At 60.9% G+C, this 26038-nt stretch carries 20 protein-coding genes, 4 tRNA genes and 1 other RNA gene; 11 read left to right on the plus strand and 14 right to left on the minus strand.

Features of this window, described 5'->3' with window-relative positions; genetic code table 11:
* Window positions 1-47: 47 nt before the first annotated feature.
* From dptH to ABD847_RS02380, 7 genes are all read right to left on the minus strand, one after another.
* Window positions 48-5195 (minus strand): DNA phosphorothioation-dependent restriction protein DptH, encoded by a 5148-nt coding sequence (gene dptH / locus ABD847_RS02350; RefSeq protein ID WP_345009657.1) that lies wholly within the window; start codon window positions 5193-5195, stop codon window positions 48-50.
* Entirely contained in the window at window positions 5176-6495 is a 1320-nt protein-coding gene (gene dptG / locus ABD847_RS02355) for a DNA phosphorothioation-dependent restriction protein DptG (protein ID WP_345009659.1), read from the minus strand. The genes dptH and dptG overlap by 20 nt, the downstream gene beginning before the upstream one ends.
* Before the next feature lie 3 nt (window positions 6496-6498).
* On the minus strand, window positions 6499-8160 hold the full coding sequence (gene dptF / locus ABD847_RS02360; RefSeq protein WP_345009661.1) for a DNA phosphorothioation-dependent restriction protein DptF: 1662 nt from the start codon (window positions 8158-8160) through the stop codon (window positions 6499-6501).
* A 313-nt stretch (window positions 8161-8473) separates the two neighbouring features.
* A tRNA-Leu gene (locus ABD847_RS02365) sits at window positions 8474-8557 on the minus strand.
* A 39-nt stretch (window positions 8558-8596) separates the two neighbouring features.
* Window positions 8597-8672 (minus strand) — tRNA-His (locus tag ABD847_RS02370).
* A 65-nt stretch (window positions 8673-8737) separates the two neighbouring features.
* Window positions 8738-8814: transfer RNA gene (locus ABD847_RS02375), tRNA-Arg, on the minus strand.
* 5 nt (window positions 8815-8819) lie between these two features.
* Window positions 8820-8896: transfer RNA gene (locus ABD847_RS02380), tRNA-Pro, on the minus strand.
* A gap of 414 nt (window positions 8897-9310) precedes the next feature.
* Between ABD847_RS02380 and ABD847_RS02385 the strand changes: the two genes are divergently transcribed.
* Window positions 9311-9703, plus strand: coding sequence for a DUF423 domain-containing protein (locus tag ABD847_RS02385; RefSeq protein WP_345009663.1), 393 nt, complete (start codon window positions 9311-9313; stop codon window positions 9701-9703).
* A gap of 105 nt (window positions 9704-9808) precedes the next feature.
* On the opposite strand, the gene ABD847_RS02390 is transcribed toward ABD847_RS02385, so the two are convergent.
* Window positions 9809-11158 carry an MFS transporter gene (locus ABD847_RS02390; RefSeq protein ID WP_345009664.1) on the minus strand — a complete coding sequence of 450 codons (1350 nt, stop codon included), beginning with the start codon at window positions 11156-11158 and terminating at the stop codon, window positions 9809-9811.
* Window positions 11159-11446: 288 nt separating this feature from the next.
* Between ABD847_RS02390 and ABD847_RS02395 the strand changes: the two genes are divergently transcribed.
* Window positions 11447-11911, plus strand: a complete 465-nt coding sequence (locus ABD847_RS02395; RefSeq protein ID WP_345009665.1) for an HIT family protein — start codon at window positions 11447-11449, stop codon at window positions 11909-11911.
* Between the two features lie 111 nt (window positions 11912-12022).
* On the opposite strand, the gene ABD847_RS02400 is transcribed toward ABD847_RS02395, so the two are convergent.
* Window positions 12023-12211 (minus strand): hypothetical protein, encoded by a 189-nt coding sequence (locus ABD847_RS02400; protein ID WP_345009667.1) that lies wholly within the window; start codon window positions 12209-12211, stop codon window positions 12023-12025.
* Between the two features lie 188 nt (window positions 12212-12399).
* Here ABD847_RS02400 and ABD847_RS02405 point away from each other — a divergent pair, with 188 nt between their 5' ends.
* The 4 genes from ABD847_RS02405 (at window position 12400) to ABD847_RS02420 (ending at window position 15391) form a co-directional block, all read left to right on the plus strand.
* On the plus strand, window positions 12400-13002 hold the full coding sequence (locus tag ABD847_RS02405; RefSeq protein ID WP_345009669.1) for a flavin reductase family protein: 603 nt from the start codon (window positions 12400-12402) through the stop codon (window positions 13000-13002).
* 161 nt (window positions 13003-13163) lie between these two features.
* Window positions 13164-13865, plus strand: coding sequence for a pirin family protein (locus ABD847_RS02410; protein ID WP_345009671.1), 702 nt, complete (start codon window positions 13164-13166; stop codon window positions 13863-13865).
* Window positions 13866-13890: 25 nt separating this feature from the next.
* A complete protein-coding gene (locus ABD847_RS02415) occupies window positions 13891-14313 on the plus strand; it encodes a DoxX family protein (protein WP_345009673.1) in 423 nt (140 codons plus the stop codon).
* A gap of 148 nt (window positions 14314-14461) precedes the next feature.
* Complete coding sequence (locus tag ABD847_RS02420) at window positions 14462-15391, plus strand: LysR family transcriptional regulator (protein WP_345009675.1); 930 nt, start codon at window positions 14462-14464, stop codon at window positions 15389-15391.
* Window positions 15392-15752: 361 nt separating this feature from the next.
* On the opposite strand, the gene ffs is transcribed toward ABD847_RS02420, so the two are convergent.
* The 4 genes from ffs to ABD847_RS02440 form a co-directional block, all read right to left on the minus strand.
* Window positions 15753-15849, minus strand: an RNA gene (gene ffs / locus ABD847_RS02425) — signal recognition particle sRNA small type.
* Between the two features lie 96 nt (window positions 15850-15945).
* Window positions 15946-16758, minus strand: a complete 813-nt coding sequence (locus tag ABD847_RS02430; protein ID WP_345009677.1) for a sulfite exporter TauE/SafE family protein — start codon at window positions 16756-16758, stop codon at window positions 15946-15948.
* Window positions 16759-16809: 51 nt separating this feature from the next.
* A complete protein-coding gene (locus tag ABD847_RS02435; RefSeq protein ID WP_345009679.1) occupies window positions 16810-18222 on the minus strand; it encodes a basic amino acid/polyamine antiporter in 1413 nt (470 codons plus the stop codon).
* A 153-nt stretch (window positions 18223-18375) separates the two neighbouring features.
* Window positions 18376-18831 carry a type III secretion system chaperone family protein gene (locus ABD847_RS02440; RefSeq protein WP_345009681.1) on the minus strand — a complete coding sequence of 152 codons (456 nt, stop codon included), beginning with the start codon at window positions 18829-18831 and terminating at the stop codon, window positions 18376-18378.
* 170 nt (window positions 18832-19001) lie between these two features.
* Between ABD847_RS02440 and ABD847_RS02445 the strand changes: the two genes are divergently transcribed.
* Window positions 19002-20744, plus strand: coding sequence for a GAF domain-containing protein (locus ABD847_RS02445; RefSeq protein WP_345009683.1), 1743 nt, complete (start codon window positions 19002-19004; stop codon window positions 20742-20744).
* A gap of 18 nt (window positions 20745-20762) precedes the next feature.
* Here the strand turns inward: ABD847_RS02445 and mtgA are convergent, their stop codons facing one another.
* The gene (mtgA, locus tag ABD847_RS02450; protein WP_345009686.1) at window positions 20763-21506 is read right to left on the minus strand and encodes a monofunctional biosynthetic peptidoglycan transglycosylase; all 744 of its coding nucleotides are present in this window, start codon (window positions 21504-21506) and stop codon (window positions 20763-20765) included.
* 129 nt (window positions 21507-21635) lie between these two features.
* On the opposite strand from mtgA, the gene ABD847_RS02455 reads away from it, so the two are divergent.
* The 4 genes from ABD847_RS02455 to ABD847_RS02470 are packed head-to-tail and all read left to right on the plus strand — an operon-like array spanning window position 21636 to window position 25888.
* On the plus strand, window positions 21636-22769 hold the full coding sequence (locus ABD847_RS02455) for an efflux RND transporter periplasmic adaptor subunit (protein WP_345009688.1): 1134 nt from the start codon (window positions 21636-21638) through the stop codon (window positions 22767-22769).
* Window positions 22762-23493: an ABC transporter ATP-binding protein gene (locus ABD847_RS02460; RefSeq protein WP_345009690.1), complete on the plus strand. Its 732-nt coding sequence runs from the start codon at window positions 22762-22764 to the stop codon at window positions 23491-23493. Before ABD847_RS02455 ends, ABD847_RS02460 begins: the two co-directional genes overlap by 8 nt.
* Complete coding sequence (locus ABD847_RS02465) at window positions 23484-24689, plus strand: ABC transporter permease (RefSeq protein ID WP_345009692.1); 1206 nt, start codon at window positions 23484-23486, stop codon at window positions 24687-24689. The genes ABD847_RS02460 and ABD847_RS02465 overlap by 10 nt, the downstream gene beginning before the upstream one ends.
* The gene (locus tag ABD847_RS02470) at window positions 24689-25888 is read left to right on the plus strand and encodes an ABC transporter permease (RefSeq protein ID WP_345009725.1); all 1200 of its coding nucleotides are present in this window, start codon (window positions 24689-24691) and stop codon (window positions 25886-25888) included. Before ABD847_RS02465 ends, ABD847_RS02470 begins: the two co-directional genes overlap by 1 nt.
* Window positions 25889-26038: the final 150 nt, after the last annotated feature.

Below are 26038 nucleotides of genomic sequence, written 5' to 3' on the forward strand. Positions count from 1 at the left end.
TTTTTCGAAGTCGTATCTACATCCGCTATCTGCAACTCTTCTCATACTTAATTGATCTCCCAAAACGCTCTATCCCGCATCTTGCTGACTTGCTTTTCGCCATCGATATAGAGACTAAAATGCTTGTCCAGCTTGCGGATGGTTTCCATTAATTGATCCTGTTCGCTCTTATCATCTTTATTAAAGATGGCCTTGATATCGGCATTCTTGATTTCGGCGACGCGATGCACCACCCAAGTCAGAATATAGGAGCCGTAATTGTTTTCCCCGGTCTTGAAGTGGCTGAGATCCTGGGTCGAGAGAATGACCCCGACCCCGTATTCCCGCCCTTCTTTTAAAATCTTGCGCAGGCTGGGGAAGTCCTGCGACATAAAGTTGTCGGCCTCATCCACCAAGATCATCTTGGTGATTTGGCGGTAATCGCCCTGCACCTGCGGCTTGCCGCGCTTTTGCATCTGCGAGTAGAAGAGATCCAGCGTCAGGGCCACCACCAGGTTTTGGATCTGTGGCGAGTAACCCGCCAGCTCGATCACGGTCACACCATCGAGCAGGTCATACAGGGAGCAGACGGCATCCGGCTGGGTCTCGAAGATCTCATAGGTCACCAGTGAGTCGAGGGCCGCGTAGAGCGAATCCTCTTCCACCTTCTCCTGCTCCAAAAACAGATCCCACACCTGGGTCAAGGTTGGCGCCGGTCTGCTCCAGGTGCTGGCATCCGACTTACTGATCCCCGCCAGTTCATAGGCATCCAGGATCAGCTTGCGCAGTTTGAGCTGTTGCTTGGGCCCCAAGCCAAATGCCTTGGTCAGGGTTTCGGCAAAGCCGGTGGCGGTATGCACCGGCAACATCGGCATATCACCGTAGAGGCTCAAGGGGTTATAGGGCAGCCGATGCAGTTTGAATTTCTTGCTCTGGTTGGCATCGGTAAAGGCGTCATCCACATAGTCGGACTTGTAATCGAAGATCAGCATGCCGATGGGAGCACCATTGACGTTATTGCCCTGCTGACGCATCAGCTGAGTGATCAACGACTTGGTAAATTGCGTCTTGCCGGTACCCATGGTGCCTATGATGCCGGTATTGGTATTCATAAACTTGGCGGTATTGGTCGGCTCCCAATACAGCGGGCGTTGGCGCAGCGCATCATGGCCAAATAGCACCTGCAGCGGGCCAGCGGGCTCGCTTGTCGCTGTCGGTTCGCTCGTTACTACGGGCAACGCCGACTCATCGGTTGCCTCTGAAGGTGCATAGACAGCTGGCGACTCTGCGGCCAGCGGTACCGGGCTCGCAGCGGTGGTCGTTGTGGTTGTTGCCGCGCCAGCCGATCCAGTTACTTCAATCGACGCACTCACCGCCGGTTGCAGCGGCTGCAACCGGTAGTGCGCGGCGCCCTTACACCATGCAACAAACTGCGCCAACTCGGCGTCGCCTTCAGCTGACATCAGTTGGGGGAGCAGCGCATAGGGCAATTCAATCTGCAGCAGGTTCTGCGCTGTGGTCTGCAACTGGGGTTCAAAGCAGCTGTCGTTGTCGATATGCGCCAAGACGATGCCGTCCACATAGCCGGGCACAGCACTGACCTGATATTCACCCTTGAGCCACCATTCGCGGCGGGCCAGCAGTTCACTCAACCGCTCGGCGCTGAGTACGCCGTAGAGCCGCAACTTCTCGACCTGCTGCAGCACTTGGCGCACAAACAGGCCGCGATAGAGGCGATTGGCCAAGCGTTGTGGCCCCAGCACCTCATCCCGCAGGTAGCGCAGCAGCTCTTGAGCTTGCTCACCGGCATGTTTGAAGTCCGGTCGCGCACCGGTTTTGACTTCCAACGGCAGCAGATAGAGGGTGTCATCCTTGAAACCGACAAACAGCACGTCATCGGAGATGGCGCCCTTGCGGTAACCGTGCACATGGCGAGAAAACTCGCTGTCGCTCATCTTGAGGCCCACATTGCCGGAGACACGAATCATCTCGGCCACCGACAGCGGCACCCAGCTGATATCCGACTCGAGCAGCAAGCCACTAACAAACTTGTAGGCCCCTATGATGCCGTTCTTCTCTTTGCGCTGGGTGGCATTCGCCGTCAGCATCTGCAGCAGCCACTCGCCATTGAAGGCATTAAATTCCGAGAGCAGATTGCGCCCCAGGGTCTGGCTCTCCTTACGCAGCAGGCCCTCAAACAGATCGACCCGCCGTGTCACGGTAATGGCATCGTAGCCAGCCGCACTGGTGTATTGATCCGAATAGTGGATCAACACCACATCCTTCTGGCTGGTAAAGAAATCGAGAGTCACCTTGGGGTCTATGATGGTGGTCCACAAGGCGCTGTTATAGGAGTGAGTCAGCAACTGCTTGAAATCGGCGCTGACGGCCAGCCCGATGCCCAGGCCAAGATGGCTATCGTTACTCTTGCGCGCCGGTTGCCAAAGCTGGCCCAGCAGCCGAGCCACGCGCAGGCTGGGATGGGGTTCAACCTCGACATGCCGCAGACCAAAGGCGGTAAAATAGGCGCTGTCTTTGGTCTCGGCGGCCTCGCCGGCGATCAAACCATCGCACAAGACACCACTGAGCGCCTGAGCGGGGTCCATTAGGTGGCACTCTACCGGCGCGTTATTGCTGAAAAACGCCAAATGGGCATAGGTAAAGGCACCGTCTGCCGTCGGTGTGACAAACTTGCTGTAGGTTAGCCGGCTGCGTAATAGGTCGATCAGCAGATCGGCCTCTTCACGCCAGCTGCCATTATTCAAGCCCAGCCAGGTTTTGAGCGCGTCATAGGAAGGTGTCTCGGCGAAGCGGTCAAACTCATTAAACTGCAGCCTGGCATCGTAGAAATTCACATGGATGGCAAAGGCCGCGTCGCCATGCAGCTTAAAGTGCTCCACTAGCCCCAAAAACAGCTCGGCCGCCTCGCCCTGATTGATGGCATTGACGATCAGCGTGCTATTGGGGCCGGCCCGGAACAATCGAGCATAGGCCTTTGTAAACTCAGCCAGTTTGTCGCGTACCAGACGTTTGACGAAGCTGTGGCTCACCAGCTGGCGCGGTACTAGCTCCAGCCAACCGTTGTTCTCTTTGACCGGCTGCAGGTGGGCGTAACCGGCCGCCTCGTCGTAGGCGAACGGCATCAGGCCCGACGCCACCATGCGCTCACGGGTGATCTCCGGCAGCTCATCAAAACTGCTGTGACCATCGGTATCGCGATCGCTGCGGATTGCCGCCACCAGCTGGCTGTAATAGGCCAGCACCAGAGGGTGCAGCGGGCTAAAGCGCTCCTTGTCCTCAAGCTTGCACAGACCGACGCGCAGCAGCCGCTTCTCTTCGAGGTTCAACACACTGTGCAGGCGAATGCCCTGGAGCGCGCGTTCGTAAGCGGCCACCACGGCCTCCACGAGCCGGCAATAGCCTTCGCCCCAGCTGACCAGGCTGGGCAAGCTCTTGTGGCGAGCCAGATAGTCGAACAAGGCCGCATAGGCATCGTGTAGCGCCGGATGGCTTGCCTGCAGGCTGCCTAACCGTACTGGATCACCACAGCTGCCGATATAGATCAACCGTTCATCGACAAAACGCGCTTCCAGCGTCAACAGCTGCTGGCGCACGCCGACCACGGCGTGCTCGGCATTATCGAGGACTATCTTATTCTTGGCGCGGTTATATTCACCGTTGTAGTCATCGCGCAGCAGGCGGCCGAATCGCTCTTTATCAAAGAGCAGCGGCAACATCAGCCCCTCTTCGGCGGCCGGTCCTTCAATGTTGATTGGGAGGCGCGATTCACCGCTGCACAAGGTGAACTGGATGCGCTCGATCTGGTTTGCCTGCTCGGAAAAATCGACCTCGCCGTAGCCGCGGCAATCCACCTCTTCCTCATCCGCGCCCAGATGCAGACATGGGCCTGGCTCCGCGCGCAACCGCAGCAGGTCCTCATCCATCAGCAGTGTCAACCAGCCTTTATGCGGCTCGACGCGGAAACAGTTCTGTAGCGGCTCCAGATAGAAATCGCCCTCGCGCAGCAACAGACAACGTAGCTTGTAGTCTTCGGAGCGATTTTCGCGCTTAAGCTCCAGGCTGAAAAAGGTCGGCTCGCCATTAAAAGGGAGCGTCAAATCTGCCCAGCAACGCTTACCACCGCCACGGCGTACCTGCTTGTGCAGCACCTTGTCCAAGCCTTTGTTATGCATCAGCCGCAGCTGATCACTCTCCAGATCGTTACCGGTAAAGGTCAGCGTTAGCGCCAAGGTGTCCACTTCGGCCGGCAACGCAATCAGCAGGCTCTTCTCTTTTTGCCCTGCCTTGGTCTGGCTCTTGTCGCGTTGCAGCAGGGTGGCCCCCGCCATGCCAGCCCCCAGCTCGATAGCATCCAGGATCAGCTTTTGTGCCTTGTTAGCATCCATTTCATCCAGATAGATCTGGAACGCCAGCTGTTTCCAGTCCGCCGACTCCTTGAGGAAGTGCTGTTGAATAAACTTGGGACTGAACTCCTTGAGCTGGCTTTCAAGCTGATCGGCATAGTGCTCGACACAGAACTCGATATGGCGGCGCAAAGTTCGGTTGGCGTCCAGACGCCGACGGATCTGCGCGCTTTGCCCACTCATCTGGCGGATCAACGGATCATCAAACAGCCCGAGCTCGCTGAACTCGAGACGGCCATCCTCCAAAGAGCGGTACAGCGAAGCGAAACCAAAGACGGTCGCACCCTCTTCGGTGACGATTGCCAGCTGATCCTGCAGCAAACACTGTGATAACTCGCGCATGTCGTTGTAGGGATCAATCAGCCCGGCGAGTTTGCTTTGTAATGTATGGGGATGCCAAATCGCCCCAGGTGCTGCCAGATCGCTTGCGCTATTGATCAGGGTGTCGAGCATACTGTTATGAATTATCAGCAGCCCGGCCTGCGCCAGATCACCACTTCGGCTGGCTACTGCATCACGCAGGTGAGAGATGTAATTCTCGGTACAGCCTTCTGGCGCATCACCATGTAGCACAGGCAACAGGGCGATGCCGTTACACATCACCTTGGGTAAGGCCATATGCCCCAGAGACAACGTTTGTCCACCCGACAGGGTGACAAATGCCTGATACAGACGCTTGGCATTCTCCGCATCCGGAGACTTGAACTGATAACGTGTGCCGGCCTGAATGTCCTGGCCAATCCAATCAATACACTGCTCTGCCAAAAACTGCTCATAGGGTTTTGCGGACATATACGGCATCTCCACTGTCACTCATTCTTTCCACGTTACCCATGCGCTCATAGAAGCTAACCAATACCTGTTGCGACTGGCTATCCAGATAGAAACCGCGTTGTTCAAAGCCTTTGATCAGCTCATGCAATCGCAACTTGTCGCGCTGTCCAATCGCCAGATTGGTCAACAACAGCAGCTGATCCTGGTTGAGAACCAGCACGCGGCCAGCACGGCCACGCGACTGGATAAAGTTGGCGCCGACCTGTTTCTCCAACTCTTTGACGTACTTATTGTTGATTTCGCTGCGGGTGTCCTTTTCCGATTCGAATTGCCGAATAGCCAGTTCCCGCAAAAGATCAAAGGCCTGCTCAGTATTCTGGGCCTCGCACCAATAAGGCTGCAATGTACGCGATTCGGCAAAGTCATGCAGATAGCGATTGAGTTCAGCTAGCAGGCGCGGTTGGTCGTGATAGGCCAGTGCATCCCGGTAGACCTGCCACAGCGGACGCTTAGGCGACTGGATTTGCAACACTTCCAGCGCCGACAGCATCGGGAATAGGCGCTTACTGGATTCCGAGAACAACTTATGACCGTAATACTGCACGGCAACCCGCTCTTTACTGGCTTTCTCGTTATCCAAAATGAAATAAAGTGGCTTGCTGGCCGGTATGCCGGCCTTCCAATCCGTGACATGCAGTGCCAACTGAGCGCAATAACTGAATGCATACAACTGCAGCATGTTGGTCAATTCTTGCAGCATGTACTGCGGATGGCAGGCCAAAAAGGTAATGTCGTCCTGAAAGTGTGCCGCCAGATAAGGCAGGTAAGGCTGCTCTTGCGATTGAAGTACCGAACCAGCTTTCAGCTCACTACGCAATACATTGAGCATCTCCTGCTCAATAAAGTTGAGGTTGTCTGGAATATCGTCAAACAGGAAGGTGTTGCCCAGCAGACCGGCGAATAATTCAGCCATGCGCAGGTTTTCTGCACCCAGCTCACTCTTGCCACTGCCTTTTTGCTGCGACTTGAACAGCAAGAACAGCGGTGAAATATGAAACACCGCTTCCGTAGCAAAATACATGCGATCCAAAACTGGCCAGAAGCCAGGCTCATCCAACTTGGCGATAAACCGGGCCTGACACGCTTCACGAAACTGATCGAGCGAGTAGTTCTTCACCACCTTTTTCAGGACATGGCCTAACACCAGCCCGGTGATGGTATCCCACTTAAACTCATTCCCCTTGTTACGGATCGGCAGAAAACTGTTGATCTTATTCTTGTCGGATGGGGTCAGCCCCTCGGGTATTGGAAATAACATGGCTTAGCTCACCCCACTAACGGCAATCATGCCGTCATCCTGACTGGCGCTATAACAGCGGTCACCCTCATAAAATCTCAGCGCCGGACTGTGCCGCGCGACCTCACTGATCTGCTCGACCATCTCGTCGAGCAAGACGATGGCATTTTTATCGTATTTATTTGGCCGATAGCCGCGATTAAGACGCCATAGCAACGCAAACAGATTCAAATTGATGGTGATGGGTTTGAGATCCCGCTCGAGCGCATGTTTGTCTGCAACTTTGAGAAACGCCTGAAACTGCGAGCTCTTCTCGACATGTTCACGTTGAATGCGGGCGAAATCGGCTTTGATCGTGATAGGTGCGGCCAGCTTAACGGTGCCAAATTGGCCTAAGAACCACTCGCCTTTCTCCAGCTCAGGGGCATTACGATTGGCGTAGCGAAAAACGGCTGGGATCAGCTCATTGATATAGAAAGGCCTCAGCGCCAATTTGTGCTCATTGCTGCCATCAAACTCGCTATGCTGCAGCCAGACGTCGGCATAATTGCGCAACAGCTCTTCATCAAATTCACTGGCAAACGCAAGATGATAATCGTTGCCAAGCGACTGATGACGCAACAGATAGAACAGCCGAATCAACGAGGCCGCCTCACCAGCCGTCTCCCGCTCAGGGTTGAACACAATGCCAAGCTCGCCGAGGGTCAGCAAAAACGTATCCAAATCCGGATCCGGAAGGTCCAGCTCATAGCGCAGCACAAATTGATCCAGTGCGCGGGTGTGAATCAGCGCCGGATCAAACTCGCCAAGCCGAGCAATTAACTCGTTATCTGAACCGGCAAACAGATTGTCGAATAGGTATCCCGGACCGAGCAGCAGATGGTGCAGCAAATCGAGCAGCGCCCGTGTTGTGATGAATTGATCCTTGTACAGCCGTGTCTTGAACAGGTTGGTGATCACCTCCTCCTGCACCGACGGCATAGCCAACAGGCGGAAATTAGCCATCAGTTGCCGATCGTCGCCCGACGCCAGCTGCGGCTTGGCCAGCAGATAGAAGAGATTGCGGTCATCCTGGCAGGTCAGCCGTTGCAGCAGCTGACGCACAAAGTCCGAATAGCCGCGTTCCCCCGTCTGAAACTGAAACTTGGGGTATTGCTCGAAATCGAGAAAATGAAACCGTTCGAACGGAGCCGCATCACTTTCACTGTGATAGGTGCGATCTCCCTGTTGCAGGAACCGCTCTATCACCTCACGAATGATATGGTGACGTTCTGCCCCTTCTTTGGCGTAGTTGGCCAACATGCCAATATTGATCCCCAGCACCAAAGGGCGTTGTTCGGTGCTGGATCGGTCAAACAGCTCATCCAGCGCCTCAATAGCCGACTGATGAGGCTGAAAGCTGTGAGTGGCATCGAGGTGAAAGTGAAACTGGTGGCGGTAGGTATCATAAGCGCGAGTCAGGATCTCGGACTTTCCATCTCCACTGCTACCGCAGAGGAATATCACCTCTTTGCCACGCAGTGACGTCAGCAACTTCTTGAAGTCCTTCTCGATGTCCTGTTCGACATAGAGGTAAGCCTTCAGCTCGTCATAGAGATCCCTGGGACGCTCGCTGACCGTTGAAACAGAAAAAGGAGAAGACTTGGCAAGAACACCCAGTGCCTGTCGAAGTGTGATCGTGCTCATATCATCATGTTTTATTTGAATTTTCTGGATTCTATTACAGTTAACAAGCAAAGAGCCATACAAAACCCAGTCATAAAATCACGTTTTTTAGTTTTTTTTTGGATGAAAGCTCTAATTCCGAAACAAGCCAATAACAAAACCGATGCGAGATGTAAAATGCCATATCAGACCGAGATAAAGGGGCGCATGAATCCAGCACCTATTCCGGGAGAGCCGTCAGATCTTTTCAGGCCGAATTGAGGCAAAGCCACTGTTCTTTTCTGGCTGCAGAAACAAACAACCCGGCGCAAAGGCCGGGTTGTTTGTTCAATCATGGTGCGGAAGGTGGGACTTGAACCCACACGCCAAAGGCGCCAGAACCTAAATCTGGTGCGTCTACCAATTTCGCCACTTCCGCAAAAGGGCTGGTTGCCGTTGACGACGACAACCTAAAAGATGGGGTGGCTGATGGGGCTCGAACCCACGACAACAGGAATCACAATCCTGGACTCTACCAACTGAGCTACAGCCACCACTGACTGGTTGTAACGACCTGCCGGTTAACCTGCCGACACTGCGGTGCCCTGCCATCGGAAGATGGCGCGCCCTGCAGGATTCGAACCTGCGACCCACGGCTTAGAAGGCCGTTGCTCTATCCAACTGAGCTAAGGGCGCACGGGTGGTCGGTGATGTAGGATTCGAACCTACGACCCTCTGGTCCCAAACCAGATGCGCTACCGGGCTGCGCTAATCACCGACTGGAGGTTACCCACACTGGCCGCCTGAGGAGAGACGTCTCGCCTCCCCCTACAACGGGCACGCATCATACCCAAGGCCCCTCGTCAGCGTCAACGAAATTCCCCCCCTGTGCATTCAACTGGTTACTTCTACAACGGCGGCTTGTCTTGTGTCGGCAGACAATAAAAGAAAGGCCCCGCCGAGGCGGGGCCAAAATCCACAAAGGAATACGCTGTGCCAGCTTGCCAGAGCCAAAACAGGATTCAACTGCCGCGCATCCTTGCAAAGCGTTTCAGGCACACTGACTGTCATATCCAACAGGTGGATCCGGGGTTGTCCTCCCCGTATCGGCGCCCTCGGGCTTTGGCTATGATAGGCGCCGTCGTTGCCTGGCTGTTACGCCTAACAGCCCATCCACAAGGAGTCATTATCCATGAGAAGCGAGTTGATGTTTGCCGCCCTGGCGGGTTTGAGCGCCGTTGCCATGGGGGCCTTTGCCGCCCATGGGCTCAAGGCGAGCCTGCCGGCAGAGAGCCTGGCGGTGCTCCAGACAGCGGTGCAGTATCAGCTCTGGCATGCCCTGGCGCTGCTATGGGTCTGCCAGCGGCAGGTGACGCATCCTGGCCGCAGCCTGCGAGTGGCTGCCGCCTGTTTTGTCGGCGGGATCCTGTGCTTTAGTGGCAGCCTCTATCTGCTGATCCTGGCTCACTGGCCCATGGGGATAATCACCCCGATTGGCGGCCTGCTATTGATCGCCGGCTGGGCTGCCCTCCTCTATCACGGCGCCACCAGCCTGAATGCCAGCAAGCCGGCCCCCCGCCCCTAGCCCGAGGGCAGGCCTCCATAAACAAAAAAGGCGCCCGCGGCGCCTTCACAGAACAGGCATGGTCTTATGATCACGCCATTTAACAAAATATCGTCGATGACGCCATCAGGCCGTAGCGGCAACCGCTTGGCGATCGTCCTGGGCCTGGGACAGGGTCTCGTCCACGTCCTTGACCCAGAGGGTCAGCAGGGCCGCCAACAGCATGGATCCCCCGCCCAGCGCCAGGGCCAGCATGGCATCGCCACCGAAGAAGGTCTTGGTGAAGTAGCCGAGGATGCCGGCCGCCAACACCTGGGGCAGCACGATGAAGAAGTTGAACACCCCCATGTAGAAGCCCATGCGACGCGCCGGCAGGGAGCCCGCCAGGATGGCATAAGGCATGCACAGGATGGAGGCCCAGGCAAAGCCCACCCCCATCATGTTCACCAGCAGGAACTGGGGATCCTTGACCCAGCTCATGCCCAGCAGGCTGATGCCCCCCAGCACCAGGCAGACGGCGTGGACGCCCTTGCGGCCAATGCGCTGCGCCAGCCAGGGCAGCACGAAGGCGGCCAGGGCAGACACCCCGTTGTAGGTGGCAAAGCAGATCCCCACCCAGTCCGCCCCTTGGTTATACAGGGCAGAGCTGGAGTCCGTGGTGCCGTACAGATGGCTGGTGACCGCCGAGGTGGTGTAGATCCACATGGCAAACAGGGCAAACCAGCTGAAGAACTGCACCAGGGCCAGCTGGCGCATGGTGGCGGGCATCCGCAGCAGATCCCCCAGGGCCGCCTTGACGCCGGAGGACTCCTCCTCTTGCGCCACGTCAGCCCCATCAAACTGGGCCAGCTGCGCCGGGCTATATTCCCGGGTGCGCCACACGGTCCAGAGAATGGCCAGCAGGAACACCAGGCCACCGGCATAGAAGGAGTACTTCACCGACGGGGGTATCATGCCCTCCGGCGCCGTGTTGGCGATGCCAAACACATTGGTCAGCAGGTAGGGCATGGCCGACGCCACCACAGAGCCCACGCCGATGAAGAAGGTCTGCACCGCAAAGCCCCCGGTGCGCTGCTCGGAAGGCAGGTTATCCGCCACCAGGGCACGGAACGGCTCCATGGAGACGTTGATGGAGGCATCCAGGATCCACAGCATGCCCGCCGCCACCCAGAGGGCCGGACTGTTGGGCATCACAAACAGCGCCAGGGAGGAGAGAATGGCGCCAGCCAGGAAGTAGGGTCGGCGACGGCCCAGGCCGCACCAGGTGCGATCGCTGAAATAGCCGATGATGGGCTGTACCAGCAGGCCGGTCAGGGGCGCCGCGATCCACAGGATGGGGATCTGATCGATGCTGGCGCCCAGGGTTTCGAAGATACGGCTGACGTTAGCATTTTGCAGGCCAAAGCCAAACTGAATGCCGAGAAAGCCAAAACTCATGTTCCAGATTTGCCAAAAAGATAGACGTGGTTTCTTCATTTATTATGTCTCGCTGTCTGTGGTGCGTATTACCTTAAAAAAAACGCGGCCACTGTAACGGTTTCAAGCTCGGCAGACACGTGATCCGGCTCACAGCCATGGCAGCAGGATTGTCTGTTTTGCCTCTCAGTCAAGCTGGCAACGCTTTCAAATTTGTGACCTGATGCAGATTTGTGCAACGTCAGGTTTCAGCGGGTGAGCCGCCGCCAGATTGCCGTTGCGGTTTTCCCGCAAGCGGCGGCACACTGTCCGACCCGAGTGAGGCTAATCCATCTCAAGGAGATCAAGATGGGCTGTATTTTTTGCGACATGGTGGCCGGCCGCGCGCCCTGCCACCGCATCTGGGAAGATGAGGAACACCTGGCCTTCTTGTCCATCTACCCCAATACCGAGGGCTTCAGCGTGGTGATCCCCAAGGCCCATCATGGCAGTTATGCCTTTGAGCAGGACGATGCCGTGCTGGCCAAGCTGGTGCTGGCCACTAAGCGGGTGGCCCGCCTGCTGGACGCCGCCTTCGACGATGTGGGCCGCACCGGCATGTTCTTTGAGGGCTTTGGCGTGGACCATCTGCACAGCAAGCTGTTTCCCATGCACGGCACCGGTGAAGGCAGCCACTTTCGGCCCATCGAATCCCGTCAGCGGCACTTCTTTACCCACTATCAGGGGTATCTCTCCTCCCACGATGCCGACCGCGCTGACGATGCCGCCCTGGCAGCGCTGGCGCAGCGGATCCGGCAAAGCCAGCCAGACTAGCCGGTTTGCCGAGGGCGAACCGGCGCTCCAAAAGTCACGGCAGTCTCATCGCCGTCGCCACAACAAAACGCCCGGCTTCGACCGGGCGTTTCCATCATCACGCCACTCGCCTTACTTCTTGATGGTGGGCTTGCACTTTTCCTTGATCTTCTTGGTCTCCACGGCACCACCGCTGTAGACACACACCTTCATCACCCCGGAGATCTTCTCACTCTTGAGCAGCACCTGGGTCTTTTCGTCCTCCCCGTAGGCGGACAGGGACAGGCTGGCACACAGCAGGCACAACATCAGTTTGTTCATCGTCGGCTCCCTTCTTGTACGTATTGCTGAACAGTTGGCGCTCAATCGGCGCTCCTCCACCGTCAGACCATACCTCAATGGAGGTAAATTTGAACTGAATCAGATTAATTTCATTTGAGCCCATCCCTTGGGCGAAGCCTGGTGGCGGCGTTATCATGGCGCCCACCTTGACCCCACGCGGAATGCTTATGATCCCCTCTTTGTTGCCCCTGACAGATATCCCCCAGCCCCTGGATCCAGTGCCGCTGGACAAAGCCTATCGCCTGCTCAATCACGGCCCCACGGTACTGGTTTCCTGCCGTCACGCCGGCGTGGATAACGTGATGGCGGCAGCCTGGGTCTGCGTGCTGGACTTCCTGCCGCCCAAGCTCACGCTAGTGCTGGACAAGGCCAGCCACACCCGCGCCATGATCGAACAGGCCGGGCAGTTTGTGGTGCAGATCCCGACTGTGGCGCAGCGGGATCTGACCCTGGCGGTGGGCAGCGTCAGCCTGGCCGAGGATGCCGACAAGCTGCGCCACGCCGGCGTGCAACTGTTGGCTGTACCGGCGGTGGATCAGCCTTTGGTGGCCGGCTGCAGCGCCTACCTGCTGTGTCGCCTGATTGCCGAGCCCCATAACCAGCAAACCTATGATCTGTTTATCGGCGAGGTGACCGCCGCCTGGGCCGATCCGGCGGTGTTTCGGGACGGCCACTGGCAGTTTGAGAACGCCGATCCCGCCCTGCGCAGCCTGCACCACGTGGCGGGGGGCCACTTCTACGCCATCGGGGAGTCGGTTGGCGAGGCGTAATGGCGGCCATTTAACAGACCCCTTCAAGCCCCAGCCACCCCCTGATATCCAGAGAGGCTGGCAAATTACATTCAAAAAATTTGAATTACATCGTCAAACCGCATCGCCCTCATAGCGATCAATCAAGGCTAAGATGGTCACATCGAGAACAGGGGGTAAACATGCTGCAACTTCGCAAATCTAATGAGCGCGGCTATGCCAATCATGGTTGGCTCAAGAGCTATCATTCCTTCTCTTTTGCTGGCTATTACGATCCGGCACACAGTGGCTGGGGCAATCTGCTCGTCATCAATGAAGATCAGATAGCCCCCGGCACGGGTTTCGGGCGCCACGGCCACCGCAACATGGAAATCATCAGCTATGTGCTCAGTGGTGAACTGGCCCATCAGGACAACATGGGCAATGTCACGACCATTCCACCGGGCGATATTCAGCGAATGAGTGCCGGCTCGGGAGTCACCCACAGTGAGCTAAATCATGCTGTCGGTCAGACCACGCATTTTCTGCAGATCTGGATTGAACCCAATCAGCTGGACATCCCTCCCAGCTATGCCCAAACGACCATTCCAGCAGCCGAAAAACGGGGGGCTTTGCGCCTGATCGCCTCACCGGATGGCGCCCACGGATCTGTGCTGATCCATGCGGATGCATCCCTCTACGCTGGGCTATTTGATGGGGATGAACAGGCTAGGCTGGCGCTGAACCCGGAGCGCAAGGCGTATGTTCATCTGATCCGCGGAAACTTGACCGTGAATGGCGAACGCCTATCGGCAGGCGACGCCATCAAACTTGAGGGTGAGGCACAGATTGTTTTAAGCGACGGCAACGATGCCGAAGTCCTGGTCTTTGATTTGACGGCCTGATGTTTAATTAAAAAAGGAGATTCCCATGCCTAATGCCCAATCAAATACGTTTCACCAACTCTTGATGGTCGCCGGTCGCCTGTTATTGGCCTCGTTGTTTCTGCCGGCCGGCATCAGCAAATTAACCGGATTTGCCGGCACCGTCGGTTATATTGCCTCCGCCGGGTTGCCCTTTCCCACCCTCGGCGCCCTCATCGCCATTGTGGTGGAAATCGGTGCCGGCCTGGCCGTGATCCTCGGATTCCAAACCCGAATTGCCGCCCTCATCCTGGCGCTGTTCACACTGGTTGCCTCCTTCTTCTTTCACCCTTACTGGGCGGTGCCGGCCGATCAGCAGTACGTCACTCAGTTGTTGTTTTTCAAGAACATTGCCGTGGTCGGTGGCCTGTTGACGCTAACCGCCTGGGGCGCAGGCGCCTGGAGCCTGGACGCTCGTCGCAAGGGATAAGGGATAAGGGATAAGGGATAAGGGATAAGGGATCATGCGGTGGCAGCTCGACAAGCTGCCGCCTTTGTCGGCATGATTCAGGCTCTCAAGATTCGGGACGCTCCTGATGCCAACGCCTCGTGATGTTCTAACGCCAAGTGCCCTCGCCATGCTGCAACTGATAGCTGACGCGGGCAGTTTTGCCGCCGCGGCACGGGCCTGCAACATGGTGCCCAGCGCCCTCACCTACCGTGTTCGACAGTTGGAGGAGGCCCTGGATGTATTGCTGTTCGACCGCAGCACCAGACAGGCCAAGCTCACCGCCGCCGGGGCTGAATTGTTGCGTGAAGGAACCCGGCTGCTGACCGAGATTGACGCCATTGCCAATCGGGTCAAGCGGGTGGCCACCGGCTGGGAGTCCCAGTTCACCATCGCCGTCGACAGCATTATTGACCGTTCGGCGATGATGGAACTCTGTGATGCTTTCTTGCACCTGGATCCACCGACCCGACTGAGACTGCGCACTGAGACACTATCCGGCACCCTGGAAGCGCTGACCTCAGGACAGGCCGATCTGGCTCTGGGGGTGGTCATGGACGACAACACCAAACCAGGACTGCTGCGCGAACCACTGGGCACCCTCAGCTTTGTGTTTGCGGTGGCACCACATCATGCCCTAGCCTGCCTGCCCGAGCCCTTGACCGATGCCGTGATCCGTCAGCACAGGGCAGTCGCCATTGCCGATTCTGTGCGACAGGGTTCAACACTCAGCATCGGCCTGCTGGCCGGTCAGGATGTTTTCACCGTCGCCGACATGTCCAGCAAACTCGACGCTCAGATCCGTGGCCTCGGCGCCGGTTTTTTGCCCAGCCATCTCGCCCAGCCCTATATCGACAGTGGCCGACTGGTCGCTAAGACGGTCGAGCGAGCCACACAGCAAATTCAACCCAGTTACGCCTGGCAAAGAGGTAGCAAGCTCGGCCAAGGAAAGGCACTGCAATGGTGGCTGACCCAACTCCAGACAGTGAAGACACGACACGCATTATTGGGGAAAGACCGCCACGTTATCTCAATGCCGCACACAGACATCTCTGTTTAAGCGAAATGGGTAACCAAGACTGATCCGGCGGTGGGCGTTATCTTGTGGCGATTCGCCGGATCTGGGCCACCCCTCTAGCTTCCTCGAAGAGACGCCCAAAACGTCTCTTGCCCTCGGATGGGCATAAACAGGCGAACAAACCCGTATCTTCTGCCTGGCGACGAACTCGTCTCTTGTTCTGAGTGTCTTCTTGATTTCTTTGCGTCTGCCACAAGGTAGCGTGGTGACCTTGCGGAAGTACCAGATACCGTGGGGACTTAAGCCAGAGATTCATAGAGAGTACCTTAAGTTCGTCCACACAAAGTGGATGACCAAGCGTGCTCAGCTGGCTAACTTATTGATTTAGCAGAAATGGTGGAGGCTCTGCCAGCCACATCCCGGCACTCGGAAGACTCCCCTTGGCTGCTACCTTCCGGTCCTGACCAGGTCGAAGAGATTCCGATGCGGGAGGACCAACAGAGCCCCCATAACAACGGGCTGGAGTCTACCCAGCCGACAGCCTGAATGCAACGCTTTTGCCCCGCGAGCGCACCAAGTGCGCCAAAAACGAACAATCAGCTGAAGATCAGAAACTTGCAGGCGATGCCCAGCTGCAACAGGGCGAAGGCGCGGCGCAGCACCAAGGGCGGTAAGCGGTGGGCCAGCCAGACCCCCAGCTTGCTGGTGAAGGCGCTGGTGCTGATCACACCCAGCAGGGCCGGCCAGTAGACATAACCCAGGCTGTGGGCCGGCAGGCTCGCCTCCCCCCAGCCGTTGAGCATGTAGCTGGCGGCGCCAAACAGGGCGATGGGGATACTGGTGGCCGACGAGGTGGCCACCGCCTTGGCCATACGCAGCCCCCGCCAGGCCAGATAGGGCACGGTGATGGAGCCACCACCGATGCCAAACAGGGCGGAGAGCAGGCCGATGCCGCTCCCCACCAGGCCCCGCTCCAGCGGCGCCCGCGCCACCGTCTCACCGGCTTCCTTCCCCCCGCCCGGGCTCAGGTTGAACCACATCTGCACCGCGATGGCTAGGGCAAACAGTCCGATGAGCCGTTGCAGCATCCAGCCGGGGATATCGGCGGCCAGCATGCCGCCCAGGAAGGCGCCCATGGCCATGCCCACGGCCATCTGCAGCACCAGGATCCAATCCAGCTGGGTTCGCTTAAGGTGCGCCCGCACCGAACTCAAGGACGTGAAGACGATGGTGGCCAGGGAGGTGCCCACCGCCAGATGGGTGATCACCGCCTCGGGCAGGCCTTGCAGATGGAAGGCCACCAGCAACAGGGGCACGACGATGAGCCCGCCCCCGATGCCAAACAGACCCGCCAGCACCCCGGAGCAGGCGCCGGCCAGCAGATACATGATGAGGGCGTTAAGCAGCATGGTTCCTCCTTGAAGGGGGCATATTACCTGCCGGATGCCGGCGGCGAAACCCTAGCCCAGCAGCCCCTGTGCCCAGCGCCAGGCACTCCAGGCCGCCAGACACACGAGGATCAGTCCCCCCAGTGCCTCGGCGCGTCCCCAGGTCTGGCCACGTTGCCGGCGGGCCAGGTGCAGGATCAGCAGGCCCGGCACATACAGCAGGGTGGCCAGCAGCAGGTACTCCACCCCGGCGGCATATACCAGCCACAGGCCATAGCCGCTGGCCAGGGCCCCCAGCAGCAGATCCTGCGCCGAGGCCTGGGCACGGGCCCTATCCTGCCAGGCCAGCTTCAGGCCGTAGGCCGCGGAGAAGAAATAGGGCACCAGGGCGGCGGAGGTGGTGATGTTGACGAGGGCCAGATAGGTGCTCTCCTGCAACAGGATCACCAGCAGGAACAGCTGAACCAGCAGGGTGGTGGCCCAGAGGCCGTGCTTGGGCGTGCCGTGCTGATTCAGGCGGCTGAACCAACGGGGGAACAGGCCGCTTTGGGCGGCGATGAAAGGCACCTCGCTGGCCAGCAGGGTCCAGCTCAAAAAGGCGCCCAGCACGGAGATCACCATGCCGATGTTGATGAGCCAGGCGCCCCAGGGCCCAACGATCTGCGCCAGTATGGCGGCGGTGGACGGGTTCTTCAGCGCCGCCACCTCCGGCTGACTCATGACCCCCAGGGCGAACAGGCTCACCATCACATACAGGGCCAGGGCCCCCAGCAGGGCGATCAGGGTGGCGCGACCCACGTCCTGCCGACGGCGAGCCCGGGCGGAGACCACCACGGCCCCCTCGATGCCGATGAACACCCAGAGGGTCACCTTCATGGTGGAGGTCACCTGCTCCAGCACGCCGCCCAGGGCTTGCTCGCCCCAGACATCCAGGCGGAAGGTCTCCAGGTGGAAGGCCAGCAAGAGGGCCACGCACAGCACCAGCAGGGGGATGAGTTTGGCCAGGGTGGCCACCAGGTTAACCAGGGCGGCGCGGCGTACCCCCTTCAAGATCAGCAGGTGCACGCCCCACACCAGCACGGAACCCAGGCCAATGGCCAGCGGGGTGTTACCCTCACCCAGTAAGGTGTGTCCGGGCCGGTCGGTGAAGTAGCTCAGGGCGCTGAACAGCACCACCACATAGGAGACGTTGGCCAGCAGCTGGCAGACCCAGTAGCCCCAGGCGGCGTTGAAGCCGATGAAGTCACCGAAGCCCGCCCGGGCATAGGTGAAGATGCCGCCGTCCAGATCCGGACGGCGCAGCGCCAGGCGCTGATAGACGCAGGCCAGGGCCAGCATGCCGACCCCGGTGATGAGCCAGCCCAGGGCGATGGCACCCACCTGGGCCTGTTGGGCCATGTTCTGGGGCAGGCTGAAGATCCCCGCCCCCACCATGGAGCTGAACACCAGGGCGATGAGCGCCCCCAACCCCAGATCCTGTCGCATAGTGCCCACTCCCGCGCGATAAAAAAGAGGCGGCACTATAGTGAGTAGTTATGCTGATATCAACGCCTAATTAGCAGATTAAGTCGGTAATCTGGCTAGCTATCAGCATAAAACAACAGTAGGTGACAAACGAGACAGGATCGGCAGTGGCTGTCAGTGGACGGCGCGCAGATCCGAGCCGCTCTCGGGCGGATTCAAGACCCCCAACTGCTCGCATTCGCTGATCAGCTGCTGGGTGGCGGCCAGGGTGCGCTGCACAAACAGGGTGAGCTGTTCGGGCGTCATGCCGGCCTCGATATAGGCGCTGGCGCACACCATCAGCCGCGGCAGGTTGTCATCCACCACGTCAACGAAGATCTTCAGCGCCGGGTAGTTCATGTTGAGCCGCCCCAGCTCGGAGACCAGCAGCAGCAGGCCGCTGGGCCGCACCTCCAGCTCGGTGCTGAGCAGCAGGCCTTCACTCTCCACGAACAGGCGACTCTCCAGCACCCCCTCCATGGACTGCACATCCACCATGTGGATGCCATGGCACTGATCGCACATGTAATGCGGGATCTGGCCCTGCTGCAACCAACGGATGATGATGTCGAAATTGGGGATATGGAGCATAAGGTGACCGTCTGATGGAGTGGATAAACAGCCGCGCATTCTAAACCAAAGCCCCGCCCAGCCCAAGGCAATTCCCGCCGCCGGCCTGCCGAGCCCGTCGGCGGTCTGGGTTTGCTCCGCCCGCCCCCCTTGGCCCACACTCAAGAGACCCCCTCTGCCGGAGACTCTTCATGGCGCCCGAACTGCCCCAACAACTGGCCCTCGCGTGCGCCACAGTGCAGGAACAGGCCCTGTTTGATGCCCTGACCGGCTGCCTGGCCCGCCAACTGGCCATCGACCATGTGGCCCTCTCCCACCTGGCGCCCCGCAAGGACGGCTTGCTGGTGGCCTATGGCCTGGCCCAGTGGCAGCAGGGTCAGGCTTGTGCGCCGGAAAACTACCTGCTGGAGAAGGGGCCGGGCCAGTGGACCCTGGAATGGGAACACTGCCGGCTGGATGGCCCCCTGTATCGGGAGTTCCCCCGGGACAGGCGCCTGGGCCAGCACAGCCACGCCAGCTACCAAGGTTGGCTGCTGCGGGATGATCAGCAGACGCCCATCGGCATCCTGTGCCTGTTGCACCATGCCCCCCTGCCCCCGGCCGGATTGCTCGATGGCTGGCTGGCGCCCTATTTGCCCCGACTCAGTGCCGAATTGCAGCGGCTGCGCCAGCAACAGGCCAGGGCCGCCCAGGGGCGCCGTCAGCAGCTGTTGCTGGAACACAGTCTCACCCTGCTGGCCCTGCTGGATGGCGAGGGCCACCTGCTGAGCATCAGTCCGGCCCTGTGCCAGGCGTTGGGCAGCCCAGAGTCCGGCCTCTTGGGCCGCCCCCTGTGGAGTCTACCGCCGCTGGCCCAGGATCCCCAGCTGGCCGGCGAGATCAAGCACAGTGTCAAGCTGGCGCAACGTCAGGGGCAGCGGCTGCGCCGTCTGCTGACGCTGCCCAGTCAGGATGAGACTCCCCGCCAGCTGGATCTGCTGATCCACCCTTTGCCGGCCACGCCGGAGGGCGCCAGCCGGGTGCTGCTGGAGGCACGGGATATCAGCCACTGGTTGCGTAACAGCCAGCAGCAGCGGCAGGAGCACCACCAACTGGCCCGCGCCCTTGAGCAAACCGGTGCCCTGGCCTGGCGCTGGGAGGTGCAGGCAGATCTGTGGCACTGGCTCACCCCCGCCCAGGAGGCCTTTGCGGCGGTACAGGACAGCGCCGGCCTGCTGGCCCACTTTCCTCCGGCCGAGGCGCAGCGGCTGCGCCAACGGCTGGAGCTCAGCTGGCAGCAGGGGGAAGCCTGGCAATTTGAAGGCCCCTGGCATCTGCCAGCGGGCGGCAGTCTGTGGGTGCGCCTGCAGGGGGCGGCGGAGGGCAGCCAGCTACCGGCGGCCAGCCTGTGGGGCCTGCTGGAGAACCGGGATCCGGCTCATCGCCTGCAACAGCAGCAACACAGGCGCGAGGCACGGCTGTCCCAGGAGCTGACCTTGCTGGGGCGCTGCCTGCAGCTCAGCCAGCAGCCCCTGGGGGATCGGCTGCGGCAGCTGTGCCAGGACTGTTGCCAACTGCTGGAGCTGGACCGGGTCGGCATCTGGCGTTACCAGACCGACACCCTTGAGAACCTGCTCACCTATCACGGCCCCAGTGCCCGGGAGTTCAAGGAGCCGGCGCTGCCCCGGGGGCAGTTTGCCGCCCTGTTTGACTACCTGCCGGCCCACCCCTTCCTGGATGCCCATCACGCCAGGGCGGATCTGCGCAGCCGAGAGGCCGACACCAGCTTCCTCGCCCCCAGGCACATCCAGTCACTGCTGGCCCAGCGCATCGGCCCCGCCCATGCCGCCAAGGGGGTCTTGCTGCTGACCCAGGAGCAGCGGGCCCGAGAATGGCAGGATGACGAGATAGAACTGGCTCAGCGGCTGGCCGCCTTGCTGGATCAGTGGCTCTAGAGCCACCCGCCACGGCGCTCAGGGAATGCGGACCTGATAGAGCCGCGCCAGCAGGATGCGTTGCTTGCGCAGCAGGGCCGCATGGTGACGGTGCTGCTCGTAATAGCGCGGGCGAGTGACCATGGCCGCCAGATAGGCCGCCTGGCTGGCGGAGAGACTGCGGGCACTACGACCGAAGTAGTGGCGTGCCGCCGCCTCGGCGCCGAACACTCCCTGCCCCCATTCGATGACATTCAGATAGATCTCCAGGATGCGCTGCTTGCTGAGCACAGCCTCCAGCATCAGGGTGATCAGGGTCTCGTTGAGCTTGCGCCAGGGGGTACGAGCCGAGGAGAGGAACAGGTTTTTCGCCAGTTGCTGGGAGATGGTGGAGCCCCCCGCCACGATGCGCCCCTTGGCCAGGTTCTTGCGCCAGGCGACCTGGATCCCTTCCCAGTCGAAGCCATGGTGATCCATGAAGCCGGAGTCTTCGGCCACCAGCAAGGCGCGCTTAAGATCCCGGTCGATCTGCCCATAGGGCAGCCACTGCTGCCGCAGACGCGCCTTGGGCTGGGTCTCCTGCAGGACGCTTAACTGCTCCTGCATGAAGGCGGTGCTGCCTGGGGCATGGCTGCGATACCAGCACAGCTGCACAAACACCCAGCTCAACCACAACAACCACAGCAGCAACAGGCCCAGCAGCACACGCCGCAAGCGCACCGGCCAACTGGCCCGCCGCCAGGCCCGCGGCAGCTCGTGCAACAGATAATGGAGAAAACGCACCTTGGATCCACAGACAAGCTCAGGGAGCGCCAGTCTACTACGCCGCGCGGATCACATAAACGGCCGACACGGTCGCCCACTCCCCACCCTGGGGTGCCACACTCCTTAGTGAGACCTCAAGGAGGTGCCATGAAACGCCTATTGTTGCTCGGCCTGCCCCTGTTCGCCTTGCTGCTGTTCGGCCTGTGGTGGCTAGGCCGCCCCAGTCTCCCTCAGGTCAGCCTGACCCGGCTCGGCCGCGGCGAACTCACCGTCAGCCTGGTCAATAGCCGGGCCGGGACCCTGGAGTCCTGCCAGCGCGCCGGTTTGAGCCTGCCCCAAGGCGGCGTGGTGACGGACATCTACGTCAAGGAAGGGGACAGGGTTGCCCGAGGTACCCCGCTGCTGCGTCTGTGGCAGGAGGATCTAGACCAGAGTCAACGGCGCCTGGCGCAGGCCCTGGCCCGGGATGCCCTGCTGGTGCGCCAGCAGTGCCTGCAGGCCGAGCTGGCCCAGCGCCAGGCCGAACGGCTGGCCAAGCTGGCCCGGGCCGATCTGGCGGCCCAATCCCTCCTGGATGAGCTGCGCACCCAGGCGCAAAGTCAGCAGCTGGGCTGCCGGGTGGCCCGGGCCCAGGTGGCGGTGGATGATGCCAGCCTGGGCGAGGTGGTGGCCCAGCAGAGCCAGCGGCAACTGCGGGCGCCCTTTGCCGGCGTGGTGGCCAAGATCAACAGCAAGCTTGGGGAATACATGACCCCCTCGCCCCCCGGGATCAGCATGCCCCCGGTGGTGGATCTCATCGATGACGGCTGCCTCTATGTCTCCGCGCCCATGGACGAGGTGGACGCCGCCCGCCTCAAGGTGGGGCAGCGAGCCTGGATACAACTGGATGCCCTGCCGGATCGCCGCTTCGCCGCCCAGGTTCGGCGCATCGCCCCCTATGTGCTGGCCGAAGAGAAGCAGGCCCGCACCGTGGCGGTGGAGGCCGACTTTACCCCTCTGCCCGCCGATGTGCCCCTGCTGGTGGGCTACAGCGCCGATCTGGAGGTGATCACGGATGAGGCCGCCGCAGTGCTGCGGCTGCCCCTGGAGGCGCTGGACACAGATCAGAGCGTACTGCGCTACCAGCAGGGCCGCCTGACGCGGGTGCAGCCTGAGCTGGGGCTACGTAACTGGCACTGGGTGGCGGTGCTGGGCGGACTGGAAGAAGGGGATCAGCTGGTACTGCAACCGGGTCAGCTATCGTACCGGGCCGGCATGTCGGTGGAGATCCGCCATGAGTGAGACCCCGCTTGTCGAGCTGACCGAGGCGAGCCGCCGCTTCGTGCTGGGCGGTCAGACCGTCATGGGGCTCGACCGGGTGGATCTGCGTATCAGGCAGGGCGAATACCTGGCGGTGATGGGCCCCTCCGGCTCGGGCAAGTCTACCCTGCTCAACCTGCTGGGACTGCTGGACCGACCCGACAGCGGCAGCTATCGGCTGGACGGCCAGCTCATCAATCCACTGGGCGAGCAGACCCTGGCGCGGCTGCGGGCAGAAAAGATCGGCTTCGTGTTCCAGTCCTTTCACCTGATCCCGCGCTTGAGTGCCGCCGAAAACCTGGCCCTGCCCCTGGTGCTGGCGGGCTGGTCGCCCAAGGCGCGGGCGGCCCGCTGCGCCAGCTTGCTGGATCAATTGAACCTGAGCGAACGCGCCCACCACCTGCCCCACCAGCTCTCCGGCGGCCAGCGACAGCGGGTGGCCATCGGCCGGGCCCTGGCCCTCTCCCCACCCCTGCTGCTGGCAGATGAACCCACCGGCAACCTGGACAGCCAGTCCGGCCAGGAGGTGATGCACCTGCTGGAGTCCTTGCACCAGCAGGCCGGGATCACCCTCATACTGGTGACCCATGATGGGGCGCTGGGGGCGCGGGCGGCCCGTCAGCTGCGCATGGCCGACGGGCGACTGGTGAGCGATAGCGGTGCAGCGGAGGGAGCAGTGCCCCGAGGGGAGGCCCCATGCGCCTAAGCGACTGCCTGGCGTTTGCCCACCAGGCCCTGACACGGCATCGCGGCCGCTCGTCCCTGCAACTGCTGGCCGTGGCCGCCGCCGTCTGCTCCGTGCTGCTGCTCACCGCCCTGGGGGAAGGCGCCCGCCGCTATGTGGCGGCCGAATTTGCCTTCTTGGGCAAGGACTTGCTGGTGATGCTGCCGGGACGCAAGCAGACCACTGGCGGCCTGCCGCCCCTGGGGGCCAGCCTGCGGGACATCACCCTGGAGGACATGGCCTTCCTGGCGCGCCAGCTGCCCCGCGTCCGCCTGGCCCCCCTGGTGGTGGGCAACAGCCAGATCCGGCAGGGCGCCCGCAGCCGCCACAGACCCGTGCTGGGCACCACCATGACCTTCTTTACCACCCACAAGCTGCGCCTGGTGGCCGGCAGCCCCTTGCCGGATGTGCCGGCGACCCAGGCCACCCCAGTCTGTGTGCTGGGGGCCGGCCTGGCCCAGGAGCTGTTTGCCGCACGCTCCCCCCTGGGACAATGGATCCGCATCGACGACCGACGCTTTCGGGTGCTGGGGGTGTTTCATAGCGCCAGCAGCAACCTGGGCTGGCAGCTGGACGACAGCCTGCTGATCCCGGTGGGCAGTGCCCTGGCGCTCTACGATACCCAGGCGCTGTTCCGCTTGTTTATTCAGGCCCGTGATGGTCAGCCGCTCTCCCCATTGGCCCAGCGGCTGGAGCAACTGATGCGTCAGCGCCACCAGGGCAACCTGGATGTGACCCTGCTGCAGCCGGACGCCATGCTGGCCACCTTCAGCGACATCATGGCCACCCTCACCCTGGCGGTGGTGGGCATAGGCGCCATCAGCCTGCTGGTAGCGGGTATCCTGCTGATGAACCTGAGCCTGGTCAGCGCCCGGCAGCGCACCGCCGAGATAGGCCTGTTGAAGGCCCTGGGGGCGCCGGCCCGGCTCATACTGCAGCTGCTGCTCACCGAGGCCCTGCTGCTGACGGGGTTGGGCGGTCTGTTGGGGCTGGCCGTGGGCTACGGGCTGGTGACCTTAAGCGGCTGGGTCTACCCCGGCTTCCCGCTGGCCATTCCCCCCTGGGCAGCCCTGGCGGCCCTGGCCTGCGCCCTGGGCACAGGCCTGCTGTTTGCCTGGCTGCCGGCGGCCCGCGCCGCTCGCCTGCCGGCGGTGGCCAGCCTGCGGGGGCGCCTGTGATGCGCCCGCAAGATGGCCTGGCCTGGGTGCTCAAGGCATTGAGTCGCAGCGGCAGCCGAACCCTGCTCAGTGCCCTGGGCATCGCCATCGGCATCGCCGCCGTGGTCACCCTCACCGGCATAGGCGAAGGGCTACGGGGCTATCTGCTGGAGAGCTTCTCCCAATTCGGCAGCCGGGTCATCGCCATCACCCCGGGGGTGAGCGACAACCCCGCCAGCCCCAATGGCCTGCTGGCCAGCAGCCGCCCCCTGCGCCTGGAGGATGGTGACTGGCTGCGTCGCCTGCCTCATGTTCAGGCGGTGATCCCGGTGATCTCCGGCACAGGCCAGGTGAAGGCCGGGCGGCTGAGCCGGGACACCAGCATACTGGGCACCAACCATGAAGCCGCCGCAGGGTGGCGTTTCACCCTGGCCCAGGGCCACTTTCTGCCCGACGAGCCGGCACAACAGGCCCGCCCCTTGGCGGTGCTGGGCCACACCCTGGCCCAGGAGCTGTTTGCCGGCCAGCCGGCCCTGGGTGCCCAGGTGCGCATCGGCTCCTGGCGCTTTCGGGTGGTGGGGGTCATGGCCCCCAAGGGGCAGTTTCTGGGCTTCGATCTGGACGACATGATCTTCATCCCCGCCGGCCTGGCCCAGAACCTGTTCAACCGGGAAGGCCTGATGGAGCTGGATGTCATCTACGACGCCCAGATCCCCACCCAGGTCCTGCTGGGACAGATAGACCAGCGGCTGACCCAGCGCCACGGCCGCCGCGACTTCACCCTCTACTCCCAGGAGGACATGCTGGGTTCGCTGGACAAGATACTGGGCATCCTCAGTCTGGCCATCGGCAGCCTGGGCACGGTTTCCCTGCTCATCGGTGCCGTGGGTATCTTCACCATCATGACCATAGCCCAGCAGGAACGCCTCACCGAGATAGGCCTGCTGCGGGCATTGGGGGCCTCGCCGGGCCTGATCTTGTCGCTGTTTCTGGCGGAGGCCAGCCTGCTGGCCCTGCTGGGCGGTCTGCTGGGCCTGCTGCTGTGGGGCCTGCTGGCCCTGATCCTGCATGGGCTTTGGCCAGGCTTGCCGCTGGACTGGCAGCTGCACTACCTGCTGGCCGCCCTGGGCTTTAGCGCCCTGGTGGGACTGACCGCCGGCCTGCTGCCGGCGGTGCGGGCCATGGCGCTGGATCCCGTGGCGGCCCTGCGGGATGAGTGAGTCATAAACCGCTAGACAGGCCGGCTAAAAAGGCTTAGGAATCGGGGTGTTGGATTTTGCTTTGGCCGTCACTCGACTAGGCTTGATCAAGGACCCACAGGGCCAGATCAGTCTGAGCCAACCGAGCTGGGCAGTGGTAACACGACGTCT

Source organism: Pseudaeromonas paramecii (assembly GCF_039540575.1).
Classification (GTDB): Bacteria; Pseudomonadota; Gammaproteobacteria; order Enterobacterales; family Aeromonadaceae; genus Pseudaeromonas; species Pseudaeromonas paramecii.